The following is a 16,915-nucleotide window of genomic DNA, read 5'->3' on the forward strand; positions in this document are numbered from 1 at the left end:
TGATCGCTCCGTCAGTCGGTGAAGTACTCGATCAGTATCGGGGCAACGGCCTTCGGCTTGAGCATATGCGTCTGGCCCTCGATCGTGCGGTACTCGGCGCCGGGCACCGCCTTCGCCAGCGCGGCGACACCGTTGCGGATCCACGCGGGGCTCTTGCCGCCGTCCATGACCAGCGTCGGCACGGAAACGCTCGCCCAGCGGCCCTCGGGCAGCGGGGTGCCGTCGTGCAGACCGTCGAAGAGGGCGGCGTCGTAACGCAGCGTCGGCGCGACCTTCTTCAGCTTCGGCCAGGCGGGCATGAACTGCATCATGAACACGACCGGGGCCGGGACGCGGACGCCTTCCCGCATGAACGTCTTGATCGCGGTGCCGGGGCGCCCGGCGGCGATGGCCTTCTCCAGCCGTTCGTCGTAGTCGGCCGGGACCGGCGGGCGGGTGTCGTCGACGACCAGGGGGAACTCGTAGACCGCCAGTTTCGTGATGGGGAGCCCGGCTTTCGCGGCTTCGAGGGCGAGGGCGGCGCCGGACGAGATCCCGTAGACGCAGGCGGTCCCGCCCGCTTCCTTGATCAGGGCCGCGATGTCCTCGACCTCGCGGGCGACGGAGAACGGTGCGGTGTCTCCGCTTTCGCCGCGGCCGCGGCGGTCGTAGGTGTAGACGGTGAAGTGGGCGGCCAGTTCGGCGGCCAGCGGCGTGGCCGGGCCGAACTCGCGGTGGCACATCGCGCCGTCGACCAGGATGACGGCGGGGCCGGAGCCGGTGCGGGTGTAGGCGATGGTGGTGCCGTCTTGCGAGGTCACGGTGCTCATGGCGGGAATTCTCCTCGGGTGGTCTAGCGAGCGGAACGGAGGATGACGGCGGTGACCCAGCCCCAGGCCAGCATCACGGTGGCCCAGAAGGCGAGCATCACGGGGGCGTTCGCGTTGCCGGAGCTGATCCCGGCGAAGGAGGCGAAGAACGCGATGCCGGTGGCGCGGGAGTAGACGGCCCAACCGCGGTGTCCTTCGCGGGAGAAGCGGCTCGCGAACACGAAGGTCGCGACGATCAGCGACAGGAAACCGATCGAGCCGGCGGCCATGTGCAGGACGCCCGCGGTGCTGATGGTGGCCTGGCCGGACCCCGCCGGGAAGCCGTTGCCGGGGTCGGCCTTGAAGACCGCGGCGAAGAGCAGGCTGACGCCGAAGACGCCCAGCAGCCGTGGCCCCCACGTGCCGCCTCTGCCCGGTGCGAGCGTCCGGCTCAGCCCGATCGCTCCGGCGAGCATCAGGACGCCGGTGAACAGGAAGTTCGTCACCTGGATCCAGCCCGCGTCGCCGTTGCTCAGCATGCTCGCCGGGTGCTTCGTCACGTCGAAGCCGTCGCGGGCAGCGGCCTGGACGAACGTGGTCAGGAAGTACAGCGGACCCGAGACGGCGCCGCAGGCGAGCAGGGCGCGGGCCGGCAGTGCGACGGGGATCCGGGTGGCGGTGATGGTCATCGTTTCGGCCTTTCGGGGCGGCGGGTGCGTTGGCACAACTCTCGCTCCGAAAGTCTCGGTTGTCAAGACAAAAAAACTTGTCGGTGGCGCCCAAGGGACACCGCGAGGTGTCCCAACGGGGTGACTACTTGACGTTTCGCAAGGTCAGGAGGGTGATTTCGCTGGGTGCGAAGACGCGCAGCGGCGGTCCCCAGAAGCCGGTGCCGCGGCTCGTGTAGAGCTGCGTGCGCTCGCCGTGGCGCGAAAGACCGGCCAGTACGGGCTGGTCGAGCCGGACCAGGAGATGGAACGGCCAGATCTGGCCGCCGTGGGTATGGCCGGAGATCTGGAGATCGATCCCGGCCTCGGCGGCCTGCTTGACCTGCTTCGGCTGGTGCGCGAGCAGGACGACCGGCGTGTCCGAGGTGACGCCGTCGAGCGCGGCGGGGAGGTCGGGGCCGTGACCGGGCAGGCCGGACGCGGCGCCGGTCGGGTCGTCGATGCCGGCGAAGACGAGCGTGTCCCCGCCTTGGCGGACCTTCGCGTGCCGGTTGTGCAGCGTGTCCCAGCCGAGGTCGCGCATGTGATCGAGCCAGGCCTGCGCTTCGCCGAAGTACTCGTGGTTGCCGGTGATGTAGAACTTGCCGAGTTTCGCCCGCACCTTCCCGAGCGGCGCCACCTGCTCCCGGCGTTTCGCGACGGAGCCGTCGGCGAGGTCCCCCGCATGGGCGACGACGTCCGCGTCGAGTTCGTTCACCGCCTCGACGACCTTCTCCGACCATTTCGTCCGGTTCAGCGGGCCGAAATGGGTGTCGGTGATGATCGCGAAGCGGAGCCCGTCGAGTCCCGCGCCGAGACGAGGGAGCACGACGTCGAGTTCCTTGAGCCTCGGCACGCGCCGGGCCTCGAACATCCCGTACGCCGCCAGCGCCGCGAAGGCGACCAGGACGACGCCGGACACAATTCCCGCCGCACTGTCCACTCCGGACACGGCGAGGACGAGACGCAGCACGTTTCCGAGTATCGACAAGGAGAACAGCAGCCAGATCAGCCCGAGGGAGAGGTCGCCGATCTTCGCCGCGAGATCACGCTGCCACGGGCCGTGGCCGAGGACCATGCACGCGGGGACGGCGACCGCGGCGGCGGCGAACACGATCGTGCCGAGGACTTCGAGCGCGGCCGGGAGCTCGGGGGAGCCGACGATCGTCCACCACGGCACTCCGAACAGGAGGGCGAGAACGGCGATCAGCGCGGCGACGCGGGCAAGGATGCGGGGCATGATGCCGGCCAGACTAACAGACCATTGGTCTCTACCGCCGTCCTCGCTGAGGGCGTCTCAGGTACGTCGACTTGGGGTCGCTTGGGGGCTGGGTCTCATCGGTGCGGCGTCTCACATGACCGGATGGACGACACGCGGCAGAGCCACGGCCCCGCTCGTGTCGTCCATCGACCACTTCTCACCGCCGCCGACGTCGCGAAAGCCACTTTCGCAACACGCCGGCCTCGCTACTCAAGACAGCGCGCTACTGGCCCACGTAAGCGCGAAGGTGCTGTGCCGTGAGCGTGTCACCCGAGGCGACCAGATCGGCGGGAGTCCCCGTGAACACCACCTGGCCCCCGTCCGAACCGGCGCCCGGTCCGAGATCCACGATCCAGTCCGCGTGCGCCATCACCGCCTGGTGATGTTCGATCACCACCACCGTGTTCCCGTCGTCGACGAGCCGGTCCAGCAGGCCCAGCAGCTGGTCGACGTCGGCGAGGTGCAGACCGGTGGTCGGCTCGTCGAGGACGTAGGTCGCCGACTTCTCCGCCATCCGGATGGCGAGTTTGATCCGCTGCCGTTCCCCGCCGGACAGCGTCGTGAGCGGCTGCCCGAGCCCGAGGTAGCCGAGGCCGACGTCGGCGAGCCGGTCCAGGATCGTCCGTGCCTGCCCCGAGGGGAAGAACTCGCGCGCCTCGGCGACCGGCATCGCGAGAACCTCGCTGATGTCCTTGCCTCGCAACTTGTAGGTCAGGACTTCGGCGGTGAACCGCTTGCCCTCGCATTCCTCGCAGACCGTCGCCACTCCGGCCATCATCGCCAGGTCGGTGTAGATCAGCCCGATGCCCTTGCACTTCGGGCACGCGCCTTCGGAGTTCGCGCTGAACAAGGCCGCCTTGACGCCGTTGGCCTTGGCGAAGGCGGTGCGGATCGGGTCGAGCAGGCCGGTGTAGGTCGCCGGGTTGCTTCGCCGCGAGCCGCGGATGGCCGACTGGTCGAGCACCACCACGTCGTCCCTTGTGGACAGTGAGCCGTGGATGAGCGAGCTCTTGCCCGAACCGGCGACACCGGTGACCACGGTCAGCACCCCGAGCGGGATGTCCACGTCGACCCCGCGCAGGTTGTGCCGGGTCGCGTTCCGGATTTCGATCTGCCCGCGTGCCGCGCGGACGTCGGTGCGCAGCCGCGCCCGGTGGTCGAGGTGCCGTCCGGTCAGCGTGCCGGAGGCGCGCAGTCCGGCGACGTCGCCGGTGTAACAAATCTGCCCGCCGTTCGGCCCGGCGCCGGGACCGAGGTCGACGACGTGGTCGGCGATCTCGATCGTCTCCGGTTTGTGCTCGACGACGAGCACCGTGTTCCCCTTGTCCTTCAAGAGAAGCAGGAGGCCGTTCATCCGCTGGATGTCGTGCGGGTGCAGCCCGACGGTCGGTTCGTCGAAGACGTAGGTGACGTCGGTGAGGCTGGACCCCAGGTGCCGCACCATTTTCACGCGCTGCGCCTCGCCACCGGAGAGCGTCCCGGATTCACGGTCGAGGCTCAGGTAGCCGAGGCCGATCTCCACGAGCGAGTCGAGGGTGCCGCGCAGGGTCTGCATCAGCGGCCCGACCGACGGATCGTCGATCTTGCGCAGGAAATCCGCCAGATCGTTGATCTGCATCGACGAGCAGTCGGCGATGTTCAGCCCCTCGATCTTCGAGGACAGCGCCGCCTGGTTGAGCCGCGCGCCTTCGCACGACGGGCACTGCCGGAAGGTGATCGCCCGGTCCACGAAGGCCCGGATGTGCGGCTGCGTCGCTTCCTTGTCCTTCGACAGGAACAACCGCTGCACCTTCACCAGCAGGCCTTCGTAGTTGGTGTTCATCCCGCCGAGCTTCATCTTGGTGGCGGGCTTGTGCATGAAGTCTTCCCACTGCTGCGGGGTGTAGTCCTTCAGCTTGACCGCGGGATCGACGAAACCGGACTCCGCCAGCCCCTTCCAGTACCAGCTGCCGGGAGCGAAGTTCGGGACGGTGATCGCCCCTTCGTCGAGCGAAAGCTCCTTGTAGACGAGCTGGTCGACATCGATGCTGGAGACCTTGCCCAGCCCCTCGCATTCGGGACACATCCCCTCGGGAAGGTTGAAGCTGAACGCTCCCGACGTTCCCACGTGCGGGGTTCCCAGCCTGCTGAAGACGATCCGCAGCATCGTGTGCGCGTCGGTCGCGGTGCCGACCGTGGACCGCGAGTTGGCACCCATCCGCTCCTGGTCGACGACGATCGCGGCGCTCAGGTTCCGCAGCGCGTCCACGTCCGGCCGTCCGACCGGGGCCATAAAGGACTGGATGAACGCGGTGTAGGTCTCGTTGATCAGCCGCTGCGACTCCGCGGCGATGGTGCCGAACACCAAGGACGACTTGCCCGAGCCCGAGACACCGGTGAAGACGGTGAGGCGGCGTTTGGGGATGTCGACCGAGACGTCGGCGAGGTTGTTCTCTCTGGCTCCGCGCACCTGGATCATGTCGTGGCTGTCGGCGGCCGAAGGCATGGCTCTCCCCTGGTTGGAACTCTTTAGCCTGTAAAGTGAGGGTAGCAGAGGTTAGTTTATGCTGTAAGGAGTTGGCAAGTGGTCGTCTACGCGGCGCAGGGGGATCCTCGGCGGTCGATGGCGCTGCTGTGGCGGACCGAGTCGCCGGACAGCGAGCGGCCCGGCCCCAAACCGGGGCTTTCGGTGGAGCTGATCGTCGAGACCGCCATCGCCATCGCGGACGCCGAAGGCATGGCGGGCCTTTCGATGCGGGCCGTCGGGGACCGGCTCGGCCGGACGGCGATGGCGCTCTACACGTATGTCCCGAGCAAGAGCGAACTCGTGGACCTCATGTACGACACGGCGCTCGCCGAGCTTCCGGCCACTTACGACGGGGACGGCTGGCGGGCCGACGCCGCGCGCTGGGCCGAGGATCTCTGGGACTTCTACCTGCGGCACCCTTGGGTTCTTCAGGTCTCGCAGGCGCGGCCGGTGCTCGGGCCGAACGAGTACGTCGTCCTGGAGGCGCTGGTGAAGATCCTGCGCCGGACCGGATTGCGGCCGACGGCGCTGCGGCGGCTGGTCAGCGCGCTGTACTCGTGCGTGCGCGAGCCCGCCAGGACGGCTTCGGAGGCGCGGCTGGCCGAAAAGGTGACAGGGCAGCCCGACGACGAGTGGTGGTACGCGCGCTCCGCGCATCTCGAGGAGGTTTCGCCGGACTTCGCCGAGCGGTTCCCGACGCTGACCTGGATGGAGAGCGAGCACGCGTTCCGGATGGAGGACGAGACGGTGTCCTATCTGGAGCAGGAGGCGAGGGAGGCCTTCGAGTTCTCGCTGGCCGTTCTCCTGGATGGAATCGAAGTGGCGACGAAAGCGGAGTAGTCTTCTCCGCATGCCCTCCGATTTCGCCTTGAAGACCATGAACGCCGTCCACCGCGTCATCCAGAAGGTCAGCGGCGGCCGCGCCGGCTGGCAGGTCGCCGGGATGACCGTCCTGGAACTGACCACCATCGGCCGCAAATCCGGCCGGCCGCGCACCGTGCTGCTGACTTCGCCGCTGCGCGAGGGCGAGGCGTACGTCATCGTCGCCTCGCGCGGTGGCGACGACCAGCACCCGGCGTGGTTCCTCAACCTCCGCGACAACCCCGACGTCCAGGTGACCCTGAAGGGTGAGAGCGCGAAACCGATGGTCGCGAGCGTGGCCGACGCCGAGCAGCGCGCCCGCCTGTGGCCCAAGATCACCGCGGACTTCAAGAACTACGCGCAATACCAGACCAAGACCGAACGGGAGATTCCTGTCGTCCTGCTGACCCCGAAGGCGTAGGTACCTCCAGGCGCTCAGGTTTCGGCGGCTTTCGCCTCGGCGCCTCTCCGAGCCGGCATCCCCCGCACGGGCCGGGTCCATCGGCCCTACCGGCGAGTCGGTAAGCCGGGGACCGTGGACCTCGACGAACCACACGACGAGAACGCGGGGATGCCGATGTCCGACTCCTTGGGTCTCGAGACGCTCGGCCGCGAGCAGTGCCTGGCACTGCTCGCGGGCGCCGGGCTGGGCCGGGTGGTGTTCACCTCGCGGGCCATGCCGGCGATCCAGCCCGCGCGGTTCGCGCTCCACCACGGCGCGATCGTGGTCCGGACGCCGTCACAGAGCGCGTTGTTCGCCGGGATACTCGACAGCGTGGTGGCGTTCGCCGTCGACGAGTTCGCCAAGGACCTGGGGACGGGCTGGTTCGTCACCGTCGTCGGCCGTGCCGCCGAGGTGCGTGATCCGATCGTGATCGCCGAGCTGGAGACCCTGCCGCTGGGTTGCTGGACTGGTCAAACGGACGCCCGCTACCTCCGCATCCCGATCGAATCGGTGACCGGTCGAAGGATCCTCGGCGTTCGCAGTAACGAAGCACTGTCCGTGATCGACGCACCAGATGAGCGATCCGGGCGCGTCTGTCATTCCTGACCCCACTGCCCGGGGAGGTACTCCGGGACGGTGACGCCAGTGCGGCGGGTGAGTGCGGCGAGCGACGCCAAAGCGCCCAGGATTCTGGACGCGGTGGCCGGGATCGCCCACGATCTCAGCCTCTCCGACGTCCTGCGGCGGATGGTCGAATCCGCCTGCGAGCTGACCGGCGCGCCGTACGGGGCGTTGAGCGTGCTCGATTCCGGCGAATTCATCCGCTTCGGCGACGCCTGGGAACGGCCGCCGTCCGAGGACGAGTCCCGGGTGATGCCCATCCGGATGCGTGGCCGCATCTTCGGGATGCTGTACCTCGCCCGCAAACCGGACGGTGCGGAGTTCACCGAAGCCGAGGACGACCTGCTCGTCGCGCTCACCGCGGCGGCCGGTGTGGTGATCGAGAACGCCGCGCTCTTCGAGCAGGTGCAGCGGCGCGAACGCTGGCTCGAAGCCTCCTATCACGTCACCGGCGCGCTCCTGACCGACCAGGATCTGACCGCGACCCTGCGCCTGATCGCCGAGCGCGCCCGTGTCGTCGCCGGCGGTTCGGCGGGTGCGGTCGCCCGGCCGCGCGGTGACGGGATGCTGGTCTTCGAGATCGTCGAGCCGCCGGGGCCGGACGCCGACCGGATCGCCGGCGTCACCGTGCCGACGGAGGGCACCGCGACCGGACTGGCGTACACGAGCGGCAAACCCGTCGTGGTGCGGGAGTACGGCGACAAGGTGATCGAGCACCAGGGCGGACGCGGCGTCACGATGCCCGCGATGATCAAGGACCTCGACTCCACCGTCGCCGTCCCGCTGATCGCCGGCGAGGAGAAACTCGGCGTCCTCCTGGTGGCGAAGTTCCGCGACAAGACCCCGTTCTCCGCCTACGACGTCCAGCTCGCCGAGACCTTCGCCGGACACGCCGCGCTCGCGGTCGAGTTCGCCCGCGCGCAGCAGGACAGGCAGCGCCTCGCCGTGTTCGAAGACCGTGACCGGATCGCCCGGGACCTGCACGACCTGGTGATCCAGCGGCTGTTCGCGATCGGGCTCGGCCTGGAGGGGCTCAGCAGGCTCGCGGGCGAACCCGCCGTCGCCGACCGCGTGACCGGCTTCGCGCACGAGATCGACCGCACCATCCGCGAGATCCGCAACAGCATCTTTTCCCTGCAGGAACCGGCGGAGGCGCAGGGCAGCCTCCGGTCGGAGCTGCTGCGTGTCGCGCTGGACGCGGGCTGCGCGTCGGAGCCCCGGGTCGGCTTCGACGGGCCGCTCGATTCGGCCGTGCCGGACACGGTCCGCTCGGATCTCATCGCGACCCTGCGCGAAGCACTGTCCAATGTGGTCAGACATGCCGCGGCGACCGTGGTCTCGGTCGACGTCTCCGTGGACCGGGACGGCCGGTGGCTGAAACTTTCGGTGGTGGACGACGGTGTCGGCATGCCCGCCGAACCCGGCCATCGCAGCGGCGTGGCGAACCTGGCCGAACGCGCGGCCCGCTGGAACGGCTCGTTCGCCGTCGAAGCGGCGGCGGAAGGCGGGACGAAGCTCGACTGGTCGGTGGAGCTGCCGGCCCGACAGGGGAGTGTGCGATGACGATTTCGGTGTTCCTGCTGGACGATCACGAACTCGTCCGCACCGGGCTGAAGACGGTCTTCGAAGCCGAAGACGATCTCACGGTGGTCGGCGAAGCGTCCACGGCCGCCGAGGCGTACGTGCGGATCCCCGCGGTCAAACCGCAGGTCGCGGTGCTCGACGTCCGCTTGCCGGACGGCGAGGGGGTCAGCGTCTGCCGGGAGATCCGGGCGTCCGTCGATCCGCCGCCCGCCTGCCTGATGCTGACGTCCTATTCGGACGACGACGCTTTGTTCGGCGCGATCATGGCCGGCGCGGCCGGGTACATGCTCAAGCAGGTCTCCGGCGGCGCGCTCGTCAAGGCCGTCCGCACCGTCGCCGCGGGCGGATCGCTCCTGGACAGCACGCTGACGGCGTCGGTGATGAACCGGCTGCGCGGGGAGAGCGAACTGCCGGACCCGCGGTACGAACAGCTGAGCCCGCAGGAGCGGCGCGTGCTCGACCACATCGCCGACGGGCTGACCAACCGCCAGATCGCGGAAAAGCTGTACCTGGCGGAGAAGACGGTCAAGAACTACGTGTCGTCCCTGCTGCACAAGCTCGGTTTCGAACGCCGCACCGCCGCCGCCGTCTACGCCACGCAACGCCGCAAGCCCACCGTCTAGAAGAACGCGACCCCGCCGGCGAAATCGGGGTTCTCGCGCAGCACCCGGCGCAGTTCGTTGAGGGCCCGGTGCTGGGTGACGCGGACGGCGCCCGCGCTCGCCATGCCCAGCGCGCCGGCGGTCTCCTCGGCGCTGTACCCGTGGATCACCCGCAGCACCAGCACGTCGCGCTGTTTGGCCGAAAGGACGTCGAACAGCCGCGACAACCGGCGGCGGCGATCGGCCCTCTCGACCTCTTCGAACGTCGGGTTCCACGGTCCGTCCTGGTCGGGCTCCGGATCGGGCACCGGCGCGGACGGGTCGCGGGCGAGGTTGCGGCGGACGTCGGCGACCTTGTGCGCAGCGATTCCGAAGACGTACGGCAAGAAGCTGTTGTCCTGGTAGCTGTAGCGCGGCAAGGCGACCAGGACGGCCATCAGGACCTCCTGCGCGCAGTCCTCGGCGTTGGAGACGCCGCGTATCGTCCCGCCCAGCCTGCCCGCGCAGTAGCGGAAAACGATCGGCCGGAGGAGCGTCAGCAGGCTCCCGACGGCCGGCCGGTCACCGCTGATCGCCGCGCGGATCAGTTCGCCGTCCGGCTCTCCCGGGCGGGGCACGTAGGTCGGACGCACCGCTTCGGACACGGTCATCACGCCGGATCTGCCGTTCTCGGCGCGCCCCTGTGCGTTCCCATCGTCCCCACCTCCCGCAAGCCCCCAGGCCTGTTTGGCCCCTTCGACGTTACGGAGCGCGTCCGCGCGTCACACCGGTAAAGCAGCCCGGAGTAGTCGGGTCTTTCGGCCCTGGTGTCCCCGGGGTATGGACTTTCGCCAGATTGGTCTAGACAATTAGCCCAGCGCGGCGGCAGGCCGCCCTTCCACGGAGGAATCGCGATGAGGCGTTCCAGATCCTTGTCATTTCTGGCCGTTTTGGTGCTCGTCTTCACCGGCCTGGTCACGGGTGGTGGCACCGCGAGCGCGGCCAACCTGCTCCTCAATCCCGGTTTCGAGGCGGGTTCGACGTCCGGCTGGTCCTGCGCGGCGGGCGCGGCCGTGACCACACCGGTCCGTTCGGGCGGGTACGCCGTTTCGGTCACGCCCGGCTCGACGATCGGGAAATGCGCACAGACGGTATCCGTCCAGCCGAACACGACCTACGCGGTGTCCGCCTGGGTGAACGGGAACCCGGTGTACCTCGGGGTCACCGGCGGGCCGTCGACCTGGACCGCGGCGACCTCCTACACGCGGCTGTCACTTTCGTTCACGACGTCGGCCACGCAGACGACGGCGGAGGTGTACGTCCACGGCTGGTACGGGTCGGGCACCTTCTACGCGGACGACATCAGTCTCGACGGGCCCGGCGGTGGCACCCCCGGCGCGCCGCCCGCACCGGGGAATCCGGCCGTGGGCACGGTGACGAACTCGTCGATCGCGCTCTCGTGGGGCGCCTCGGCGGGGACGGTGACCGGCTATCGCGTGTACGAGGCAGGCAAGGTGGTCGCGACGGTGACCGGGACTTCGGCGACGATCTCGGGGCTGACGGCCTGTTCGTCACACACCTATTCGGTGGCCGCGTACAACAGCACAGGCGAATCGCCGAAGACCACCGAGGTCGGCGCTACGACTTCCGGCTGCGTCGACTCCGGCCTGCCGAAGCACGCGCTGATCGGCTACCTGCACGCGAGTTTCGCCAACGGCTCCGGCTACACACGGATGGCCGACGTCCCGGCTGCGTGGGACATCGTCAACCTGGCCTTCGGTGAACCGACCTCGGTGACCTCCGGTGACATCCGCTTCACGCGGTGCCCGGTCGCGGAATGCCCGACCGTGGAAAGCGACGCGGACTTCATCGCCGCGATCCGCGCGAAACAGGCTCAGGGCAAGAAGGTCCTGATCTCCATCGGTGGCCAGAACGGCCAGGTCCAGCTGACCACGACCGCGGCTCGGGACGCTTTCGTGAGTTCGGTGTCCGCGATCATCGACCGGTACGGGTTGAACGGGCTCGACATCGATTTCGAGGGACACTCGCTGTACCTCAACTCCGGTGACAACGACTTCCGCAATCCGACCACGCCGGTGATCGTCAACCTCATCTCGGCACTGAAGACGCTGAAAGCCCGCTACGGTGCGGGATTCGTCCTGACGATGGCGCCGGAGACGTTCTTCGTGCAGACCGGATACCAGTACTACGGCGGCCTCGGCGGCGCCGACAACCGGACGGGCTCGTACCTCCCGGTGATCCACGCGATGCGGGACGCGCTGACCGTGCTGCACGTCCAGGACTACAACTCCGGGCCGGTGATGGGGCTGGACAACCAGTACCACTTCATGGGCGGCGCGGACTTCCACATCGCGATGACCGACATGATCAAGGCGGGTTTCACGGTGTCCTCGACCGGCTTCCGGTTCCCGGGGCTGCGTGAGGACCAGATCGCGTTCGGCCTGCCCGCGGCGGTGAGCGCGGGCAACGGGCACACCGCGCCGGCGGCGGTGCATGCGGCGCTGAACTGCCTGGTGAAGAACTCCGGATGCGGGTCGTATTCCTTGCGTGGCGGTGCCTCACCGGCGTTGCGCGGGCTGATGACGTGGTCGATCAACTGGGACCGGTACTACGGATGGGAGTTCCAGAACGCGCACGAGCCGTTCTTGAACGCTCTGCCCTGAGCGCTCCCGGCTTTCGCGAGCGTACGGACCGGCTCTGAGACTCCGGTGACCATTGTGGTCATCCGCAAGTACGTGAAGGCCCCCTTCACTGCGCTAGACGCAATGAAGGGGGCCTTCACGTACTTGACGGGCGCTCTGGAGGAACTACCCATCCGTCACCACAGGATCGCGGCGTCGTGAAGGCCTCCTTCCCTGCCCTCAAAGTAGGCAAGGAGGCCTTCACGGACCGGGGCTGAGGACTCCGGTGACCATTGTGGTCACTGTGGCGTTCCGCAAGTACGTGAAGGCCCCCTTCACTGCGCTAGACGCAATGAAGGAGGCCTTCACGTACTTGCCGCGACCTCCCGCGATCAGTCCTCTGGTCGCGAGAGAAAGGAGCGGGCCCGCACCGTGCAGCATCGGTGCGGGCCCGCGGTTCGAAGGGGACGTCAGAAGGCCGCGGTGATCCGCGTGAAGTCCCAGTCGTTCTGTGCGATACCACTGCAGTTCTCGGCGACCCCGCCGTTCGGGCAGCCCCGGTCACGGTTGGCCGACCAGAACGCGAGTCTGGCGATCTTGTTGGTCTTGGACCAGTCGGTGATCCGCGTCCAGGTGTCGAGACTCGTCAGTTCCCGCTGATCCGAAAGGCCGTTCATCCCGCTGATGCCCAGGTGGCCGTACGCCGTGGCGTCGTTCCACCCGAAGGTCGACTTCAGCTTGTCCCGCAGGCCGTTCGCCGCCCGGATGGTGTTGCCGTACATGTCCGCGCCACCACCGAAATCGAACGGCATGATCGTGTAGACGTCGATCCCGGCGTTCAGTGCCTTCGACTGGTCGATGAGCCGGTTGCCCCAGGAGTTCGGGCCGCTGGTCGTCGTGCCGAAGGTCAGGATGGTCTGGATACCGGGGTTGTTCGCCTTCACGATCTTCAGCGCGTTCAGGACGCGGTCCTGAACGACCGCGTTCTCGAACTCGTCGGTGTTCTCGATGTCGATGTCGATCGCCTTGAGACCGTAGGCGTCGATCACCTTCTGGTAGGCCCCGGCGAGCGCCTCCGGCGTCGAGCAGTTCGGGCCGAGCTTGTTGCCGCTCCACCCGCCGAAGGACGGCACGATCTGCCCGCCCGCGGCCTTGATCTGCGCGATCGCGTTCGCGTCGACCCCGCCCTGCAGCGGACGGCTGCCGTCCCAGGCGGGATTGCACCCACCGGACGACAGGATGAACGCCATCGTGAACCATTTGATCCCGGTCGCGTTCATCACCGTCTGCGGATTCGGCGGGCTGCCCCAGCCCATGTACAGATACGGCGCGCCACGGCCGCCGGGCGGCGGCGGGGTGCTCGTGGTCGTCGTCGGAGAGGTCGTGGTCGTGCTGGTGGGTGTGGTCGGCGTCGTGGTCGGGCCGCCACCTCCCGGATCGCAGGAACCACCGTTGATCTTGCAGTTCGCCGGGGCGACGTAACCCCCGGAGTACTTGACGTTGAAGCCGAAGCTGGTGGAGCCGCCGTTGGACAGGTTGCCGTTCCAGGTGTTCTTCACCGTCACGTGCTGCCCGGAGACCGAGTAGCTGCCATCCCACAGTGAAGCGATCGAGTGCCCCGCGGGGAGGTCGAATTCGACCGTCCAGGTGGGAAGGCTCGATCCGGAATTGTTGCTGATCGTGTACTTGCCCTCCCAGCCGGAGCCCCAATCGGAACCCTTGCTGAAGGCGGCGCCGACGCCGCCGGCCGCGGAGGCCGGCGCGATCACGAGGACCGCGCCGGCCGTTGCGGCAGCGGCGGCCAGGCCGACGGCCTGGATCCAAGTCCGCTTGCCCACTGTCGAACCTCTCAGTTCAGGCCGTTGCGCATGGCCGTGACGAGTTCACCGTTGGTGGTGTCACCACTGAGCTCCCAGAAGAACGCGCCGCCGAGACCCTGGTTCTTGGTCCAGCCCATCTTTCCGTTGATGGTCGCGGGAGTGTCGTAGCTCCACCAGTTGTTGCCGCACTTCGCGTACGCGGTGCCCGCGATCGTGCCGGTCGACGGGCAGCTGTTCTTGAGGATCTTGTAGTCCTCGATGCCCGCCTCGTAGGTGCCCGGTGCCGCGCCGGTCGCGGTGCCGCCCGGGGCGTCCTGGGTGACGCCGGTCCAGCCTCGGCCGTAGAAACCGATACCCAGCAACAGTTTGCTCGCCGGGACACCCTTGGCCTTGAGCTTCTGGATGGCGTCGTCGGAGGTGAAGCCCTGCTGCGGGATGCCGGGGTACGACGTCAGCGGCGAGTGCGGGGCCGTCGGTCCCTGCGCCGCCCAGGCGCCGAAGAAGTCGTACGTCATGACGTTGTACCAGTCGAAGTACGCCGACGCGGGGCCGTAGTCGGCGGCGTCGATCTTGCCACCGCTGCTGGCGTCCGCGGTGATCGCGGCGGTGACCAGGAACGAGGAGCCGAACTTGGTGCGCAGCGCCTGTGCCACGTTCTTGATGGCGGCGGGACCGCTGGTGTCACAGGTCAGGCCACAGGCGTTCGGGTACTCCCAGTCGATGTCGATACCGTCGAAGACGTCGGCCCACCGCGGGTCCTTGATCAGCTTGTAGCAGGATTCCGCGAACGCGGCCGGGTTCTTCGACGCCTGGCCGAAGCCGCCGGACCAGGTCCAGCCGCCGAACGACCAGAGCACCTTCAGGCCCGGGTACATCTTCTTCAGCTTGCGCAGCTGGTTGAAGTTACCGCGCAGCGAGCCCGCGTCCCACGAGTCCGCGACACCGTCCACACTGGACCCGGCGTCGTAGAACTTGTCGTAGTCGGCGTAGGTGTCGTCGTTCGCGGTGCAGGAACCGTTGGTGACGTTGCCGAACGCGTAGTTGATATGCGTCAGCTTGGCCGCGGAACCGGAAGTGTGAATATTCTTCACGTGATAGTTGCGGCCGTAGACGCCCCACTGCACGAAGTAGCCGAGGTTCTTCTTCGCGCCCGGGTTCGGGTTCGAAGTCGTGGTGGTCGGCGGATTGCTCGTGCTGGTCGACGTCGGGGGATTGGACGTCGTGGTGGTCGGCGTGGTCGGCGTCGTGGTCGGGTTACCGCCGCCCGGATCGCACGAGCCGCCGTTGATCTTGCAGTTGGCGGGCGCGGTGTAGGCGCCGGAGTACTTGACGTTGAAGCCGAAGCTGGTGGAACCGCCGTTGGAAAGGTTGCCGTTCCAGGTGTTCTTGACGGTCACGTGCTGGCCGGAGACGGTGTAGCTGCCGTCCCACAGCGAAGCGATCGAGTGTCCCGCCGCGAGGTCGAACTCGAGGGTCCAGTTGGTCAGGCTCGATCCCGAGTTGTTGGTGATCGTGTACTTGCCTTCCCAGCCGGAGCCCCAGTCCGACCCCTTGGTCAGGGTGGCTCCGACGCCACCGGCCGCGTTCGCCGGCACGGTCACCAGACCGACCGCCAGCGCCGCCACGGCCGTGAACAGGCCGACCAGATGCCATCTTTTTCTCGACATTTCACTCCTTACAACCCGGTGCAGGGAAATGATCTTGGAGATGATTTCGTCAAAGGGAAATCAGCGACATCGCGTTGCCGCGGCCGGAGCCGGGCAGGCGGGGATGCGTCTTCATCGACCACCTCCATGGCGGAACGCTTTGTTGCGGGAGACGGTACGTGGTCTGGACCAATATGGGAAGCATCACTACGTAGAGTGGTGATTTTCCTGCGAACGGCCTAATACGTTCGACAGCGTTAACCGTTCACTGGTTCGGTGCCGGTCACCGACGGAATTCGTCCATTTCGCCGAGCCGGGCGATATTCGCGGATTCGTCGGGGTCGGGCAGGACACCGGAAAGGAACACCTCGGTGATTTCGACGGCCACGTCGGGGGCCAGCCGTTTGAGGCTCAGCGCCAGCACGTTGGCGTCGTTCCATTTACGCGCGCCGGCGGCGATCCAGGTGTCCCAGGCCAGCGCCGCGCGGACGCCGGGGACCTTGTTGGCCGCGATGGCCGTCCCCGTCCCGGTCCAGCACATCACCACGCCGAAATCGGCCTCGCCTTCCGCGACCGCCCTGCCCACCGCCGCGCCGAGCTCGGGCCAGACGTCGGATGTAGCCGGGCGGAACACCTCGTGGCCCGCCTCGGCGAGATACGCCTGGACGGCGTCCGTCGTGGCGTTGCGGTCGTCGGCGGCGAAGGCGATCCTCATGTCCGGATCGTAACGCCGCGTCGACCGGTGGCGAACCGGAAGTCATGGGAGGATCGCGGCGTGGACTCGTCTGCGGAGGAGCACCAGGTCCAGCGTGACCAGGAGATCGCACGGACACGGATTCTCGACACCGCCGCCCGCCTCATCGGCGAGGCAGGTTTCGCCCGGCTCAAGATCGGCATGATCTGCGCCAGGACCGGCTACCCCAGCGGCGTCGTCTACCAGTTGTTCGGCTCGAAGGAGACGCTGGTCCAGCGGCTCGTCGAGTTCGCCGCGGAGAAGTTCGCCGATGTCTTCGGCGCCGCCGTCGCCACCCGGACCGGCGGGCTGACCCCGAGCCCGATGGACATGCTGCGGGCCCTGCTGGACGTCTTCTTCGAGCTGCTCACCGACATGCCGCCGCTGAACCGGGCGTTCGTGGTGCTCTGGACGGACGCGACCGTCGGTGATCCGGCGGTGCGGTCGGCGATGACCGAGGCCGACCGCCGGTACCGGTTCGCCATCGCGCAGACCGTCGCCGCGGGGCTCGCGGACGGCTCCATCACCGGCGTCCGCGACCCCGACGCGTACGCGGCGGCACTGGTGGGGCAGCTGCGCGGGATCGCCGTGGCCTCGATCATCGATCCCGGTGGCATCGATCTGCGTGCCGTTCGCGCGGAGATGGAGTACGCCGTGGACCGGCTCGCCTAGCCCGGACCCCGCCCCGCCGCCACCCTCAACGGACAGGCTTCGCCTGGC

15 protein-coding genes are annotated in these 16,915 nt (G+C 68.0%); 7 read left to right on the forward strand and 8 right to left on the reverse strand.

Annotated features, from left to right (window positions below):
• Positions 1-11: 11 nt before the first annotated feature.
• The 4 genes from BLW75_RS32885 to BLW75_RS32900 all read right to left on the reverse strand — a co-directional run bounded on the left by BLW75_RS32885 (position 12) and on the right by BLW75_RS32900 (position 5,241).
• The gene (locus BLW75_RS32885; RefSeq protein WP_034315307.1) at positions 12-809 is read right to left on the reverse strand and encodes an alpha/beta fold hydrolase; all 798 of its coding nucleotides are present in this window, start codon (positions 807-809) and stop codon (positions 12-14) included.
• A gap of 23 nt (positions 810-832) precedes the next feature.
• Entirely contained in the window at positions 833-1,477 is a 645-nt protein-coding gene (locus tag BLW75_RS32890; RefSeq protein ID WP_034315310.1) for a DUF998 domain-containing protein, read from the reverse strand.
• 124 nt (positions 1,478-1,601) lie between these two features.
• Positions 1,602-2,735, reverse strand: coding sequence for a metallophosphoesterase (locus BLW75_RS32895; protein WP_034315312.1), 1,134 nt, complete (start codon positions 2,733-2,735; stop codon positions 1,602-1,604).
• Positions 2,736-2,979: 244 nt separating this feature from the next.
• On the reverse strand, positions 2,980-5,241 hold the full coding sequence (locus tag BLW75_RS32900) for an ATP-binding cassette domain-containing protein (protein ID WP_034315314.1): 2,262 nt from the start codon (positions 5,239-5,241) through the stop codon (positions 2,980-2,982).
• A 78-nt stretch (positions 5,242-5,319) separates the two neighbouring features.
• Here BLW75_RS32900 and BLW75_RS32905 point away from each other — a divergent pair, with 78 nt between their 5' ends.
• From BLW75_RS32905 to BLW75_RS32925, 5 genes are all read left to right on the forward strand, one after another.
• On the forward strand, positions 5,320-6,102 hold the full coding sequence (locus BLW75_RS32905) for a TetR/AcrR family transcriptional regulator (protein ID WP_034315316.1): 783 nt from the start codon (positions 5,320-5,322) through the stop codon (positions 6,100-6,102).
• Positions 6,103-6,112: 10 nt separating this feature from the next.
• The gene (locus tag BLW75_RS32910; protein ID WP_034315319.1) at positions 6,113-6,544 is read left to right on the forward strand and encodes a nitroreductase/quinone reductase family protein; all 432 of its coding nucleotides are present in this window, start codon (positions 6,113-6,115) and stop codon (positions 6,542-6,544) included.
• A gap of 114 nt (positions 6,545-6,658) precedes the next feature.
• A complete protein-coding gene (locus BLW75_RS32915) occupies positions 6,659-7,174 on the forward strand; it encodes a pyridoxamine 5'-phosphate oxidase family protein (RefSeq protein ID WP_241783743.1) in 516 nt (171 codons plus the stop codon).
• Positions 7,175-7,204: 30 nt separating this feature from the next.
• Positions 7,205-8,752 (forward strand): sensor histidine kinase, encoded by a 1,548-nt coding sequence (locus BLW75_RS32920; protein ID WP_091598774.1) that lies wholly within the window; start codon positions 7,205-7,207, stop codon positions 8,750-8,752.
• Positions 8,749-9,396: a response regulator gene (locus BLW75_RS32925; RefSeq protein WP_034315322.1), complete on the forward strand. Its 648-nt coding sequence runs from the start codon at positions 8,749-8,751 to the stop codon at positions 9,394-9,396. The genes BLW75_RS32920 and BLW75_RS32925 overlap by 4 nt, the downstream gene beginning before the upstream one ends.
• Here the strand turns inward: BLW75_RS32925 and BLW75_RS32930 are convergent.
• Entirely contained in the window at positions 9,393-10,025 is a 633-nt protein-coding gene (locus BLW75_RS32930; RefSeq protein WP_091598777.1) for a sigma-70 family RNA polymerase sigma factor, read from the reverse strand. The two genes, BLW75_RS32925 and BLW75_RS32930, sit on opposite strands and share 4 nt — an antisense overlap.
• Before the next feature lie 243 nt (positions 10,026-10,268).
• Between BLW75_RS32930 and BLW75_RS32935 the strand changes: the two genes are divergently transcribed.
• Positions 10,269-12,038 carry a chitinase gene (locus BLW75_RS32935; RefSeq protein WP_034315326.1) on the forward strand — a complete coding sequence of 590 codons (1,770 nt, stop codon included), beginning with the start codon at positions 10,269-10,271 and terminating at the stop codon, positions 12,036-12,038.
• A gap of 428 nt (positions 12,039-12,466) precedes the next feature.
• Here the strand turns inward: BLW75_RS32935 and BLW75_RS32940 are convergent, their stop codons facing one another.
• The 3 genes from BLW75_RS32940 to BLW75_RS32950 all read right to left on the reverse strand — a co-directional run bounded on the left by BLW75_RS32940 (position 12,467) and on the right by BLW75_RS32950 (position 16,177).
• The gene (locus tag BLW75_RS32940; protein ID WP_034315329.1) at positions 12,467-13,834 is read right to left on the reverse strand and encodes a cellulose binding domain-containing protein; all 1,368 of its coding nucleotides are present in this window, start codon (positions 13,832-13,834) and stop codon (positions 12,467-12,469) included.
• 11 nt (positions 13,835-13,845) lie between these two features.
• Complete coding sequence (locus BLW75_RS32945; RefSeq protein ID WP_034315332.1) at positions 13,846-15,483, reverse strand: glycosyl hydrolase family 18 protein; 1,638 nt, start codon at positions 15,481-15,483, stop codon at positions 13,846-13,848.
• A 262-nt stretch (positions 15,484-15,745) separates the two neighbouring features.
• Positions 15,746-16,177: an RpiB/LacA/LacB family sugar-phosphate isomerase gene (locus BLW75_RS32950; protein WP_034315333.1), complete on the reverse strand. Its 432-nt coding sequence runs from the start codon at positions 16,175-16,177 to the stop codon at positions 15,746-15,748.
• Between the two features lie 60 nt (positions 16,178-16,237).
• Between BLW75_RS32950 and BLW75_RS32955 the strand changes: the two genes are divergently transcribed.
• Complete coding sequence (locus BLW75_RS32955; RefSeq protein ID WP_034315335.1) at positions 16,238-16,867, forward strand: TetR/AcrR family transcriptional regulator; 630 nt, start codon at positions 16,238-16,240, stop codon at positions 16,865-16,867.
• Positions 16,868-16,915: the final 48 nt, after the last annotated feature.

Source organism: Amycolatopsis lurida, from assembly GCF_900105055.1.
GTDB lineage: Bacteria > Actinomycetota > Actinomycetes > Mycobacteriales > Pseudonocardiaceae > Amycolatopsis > Amycolatopsis lurida.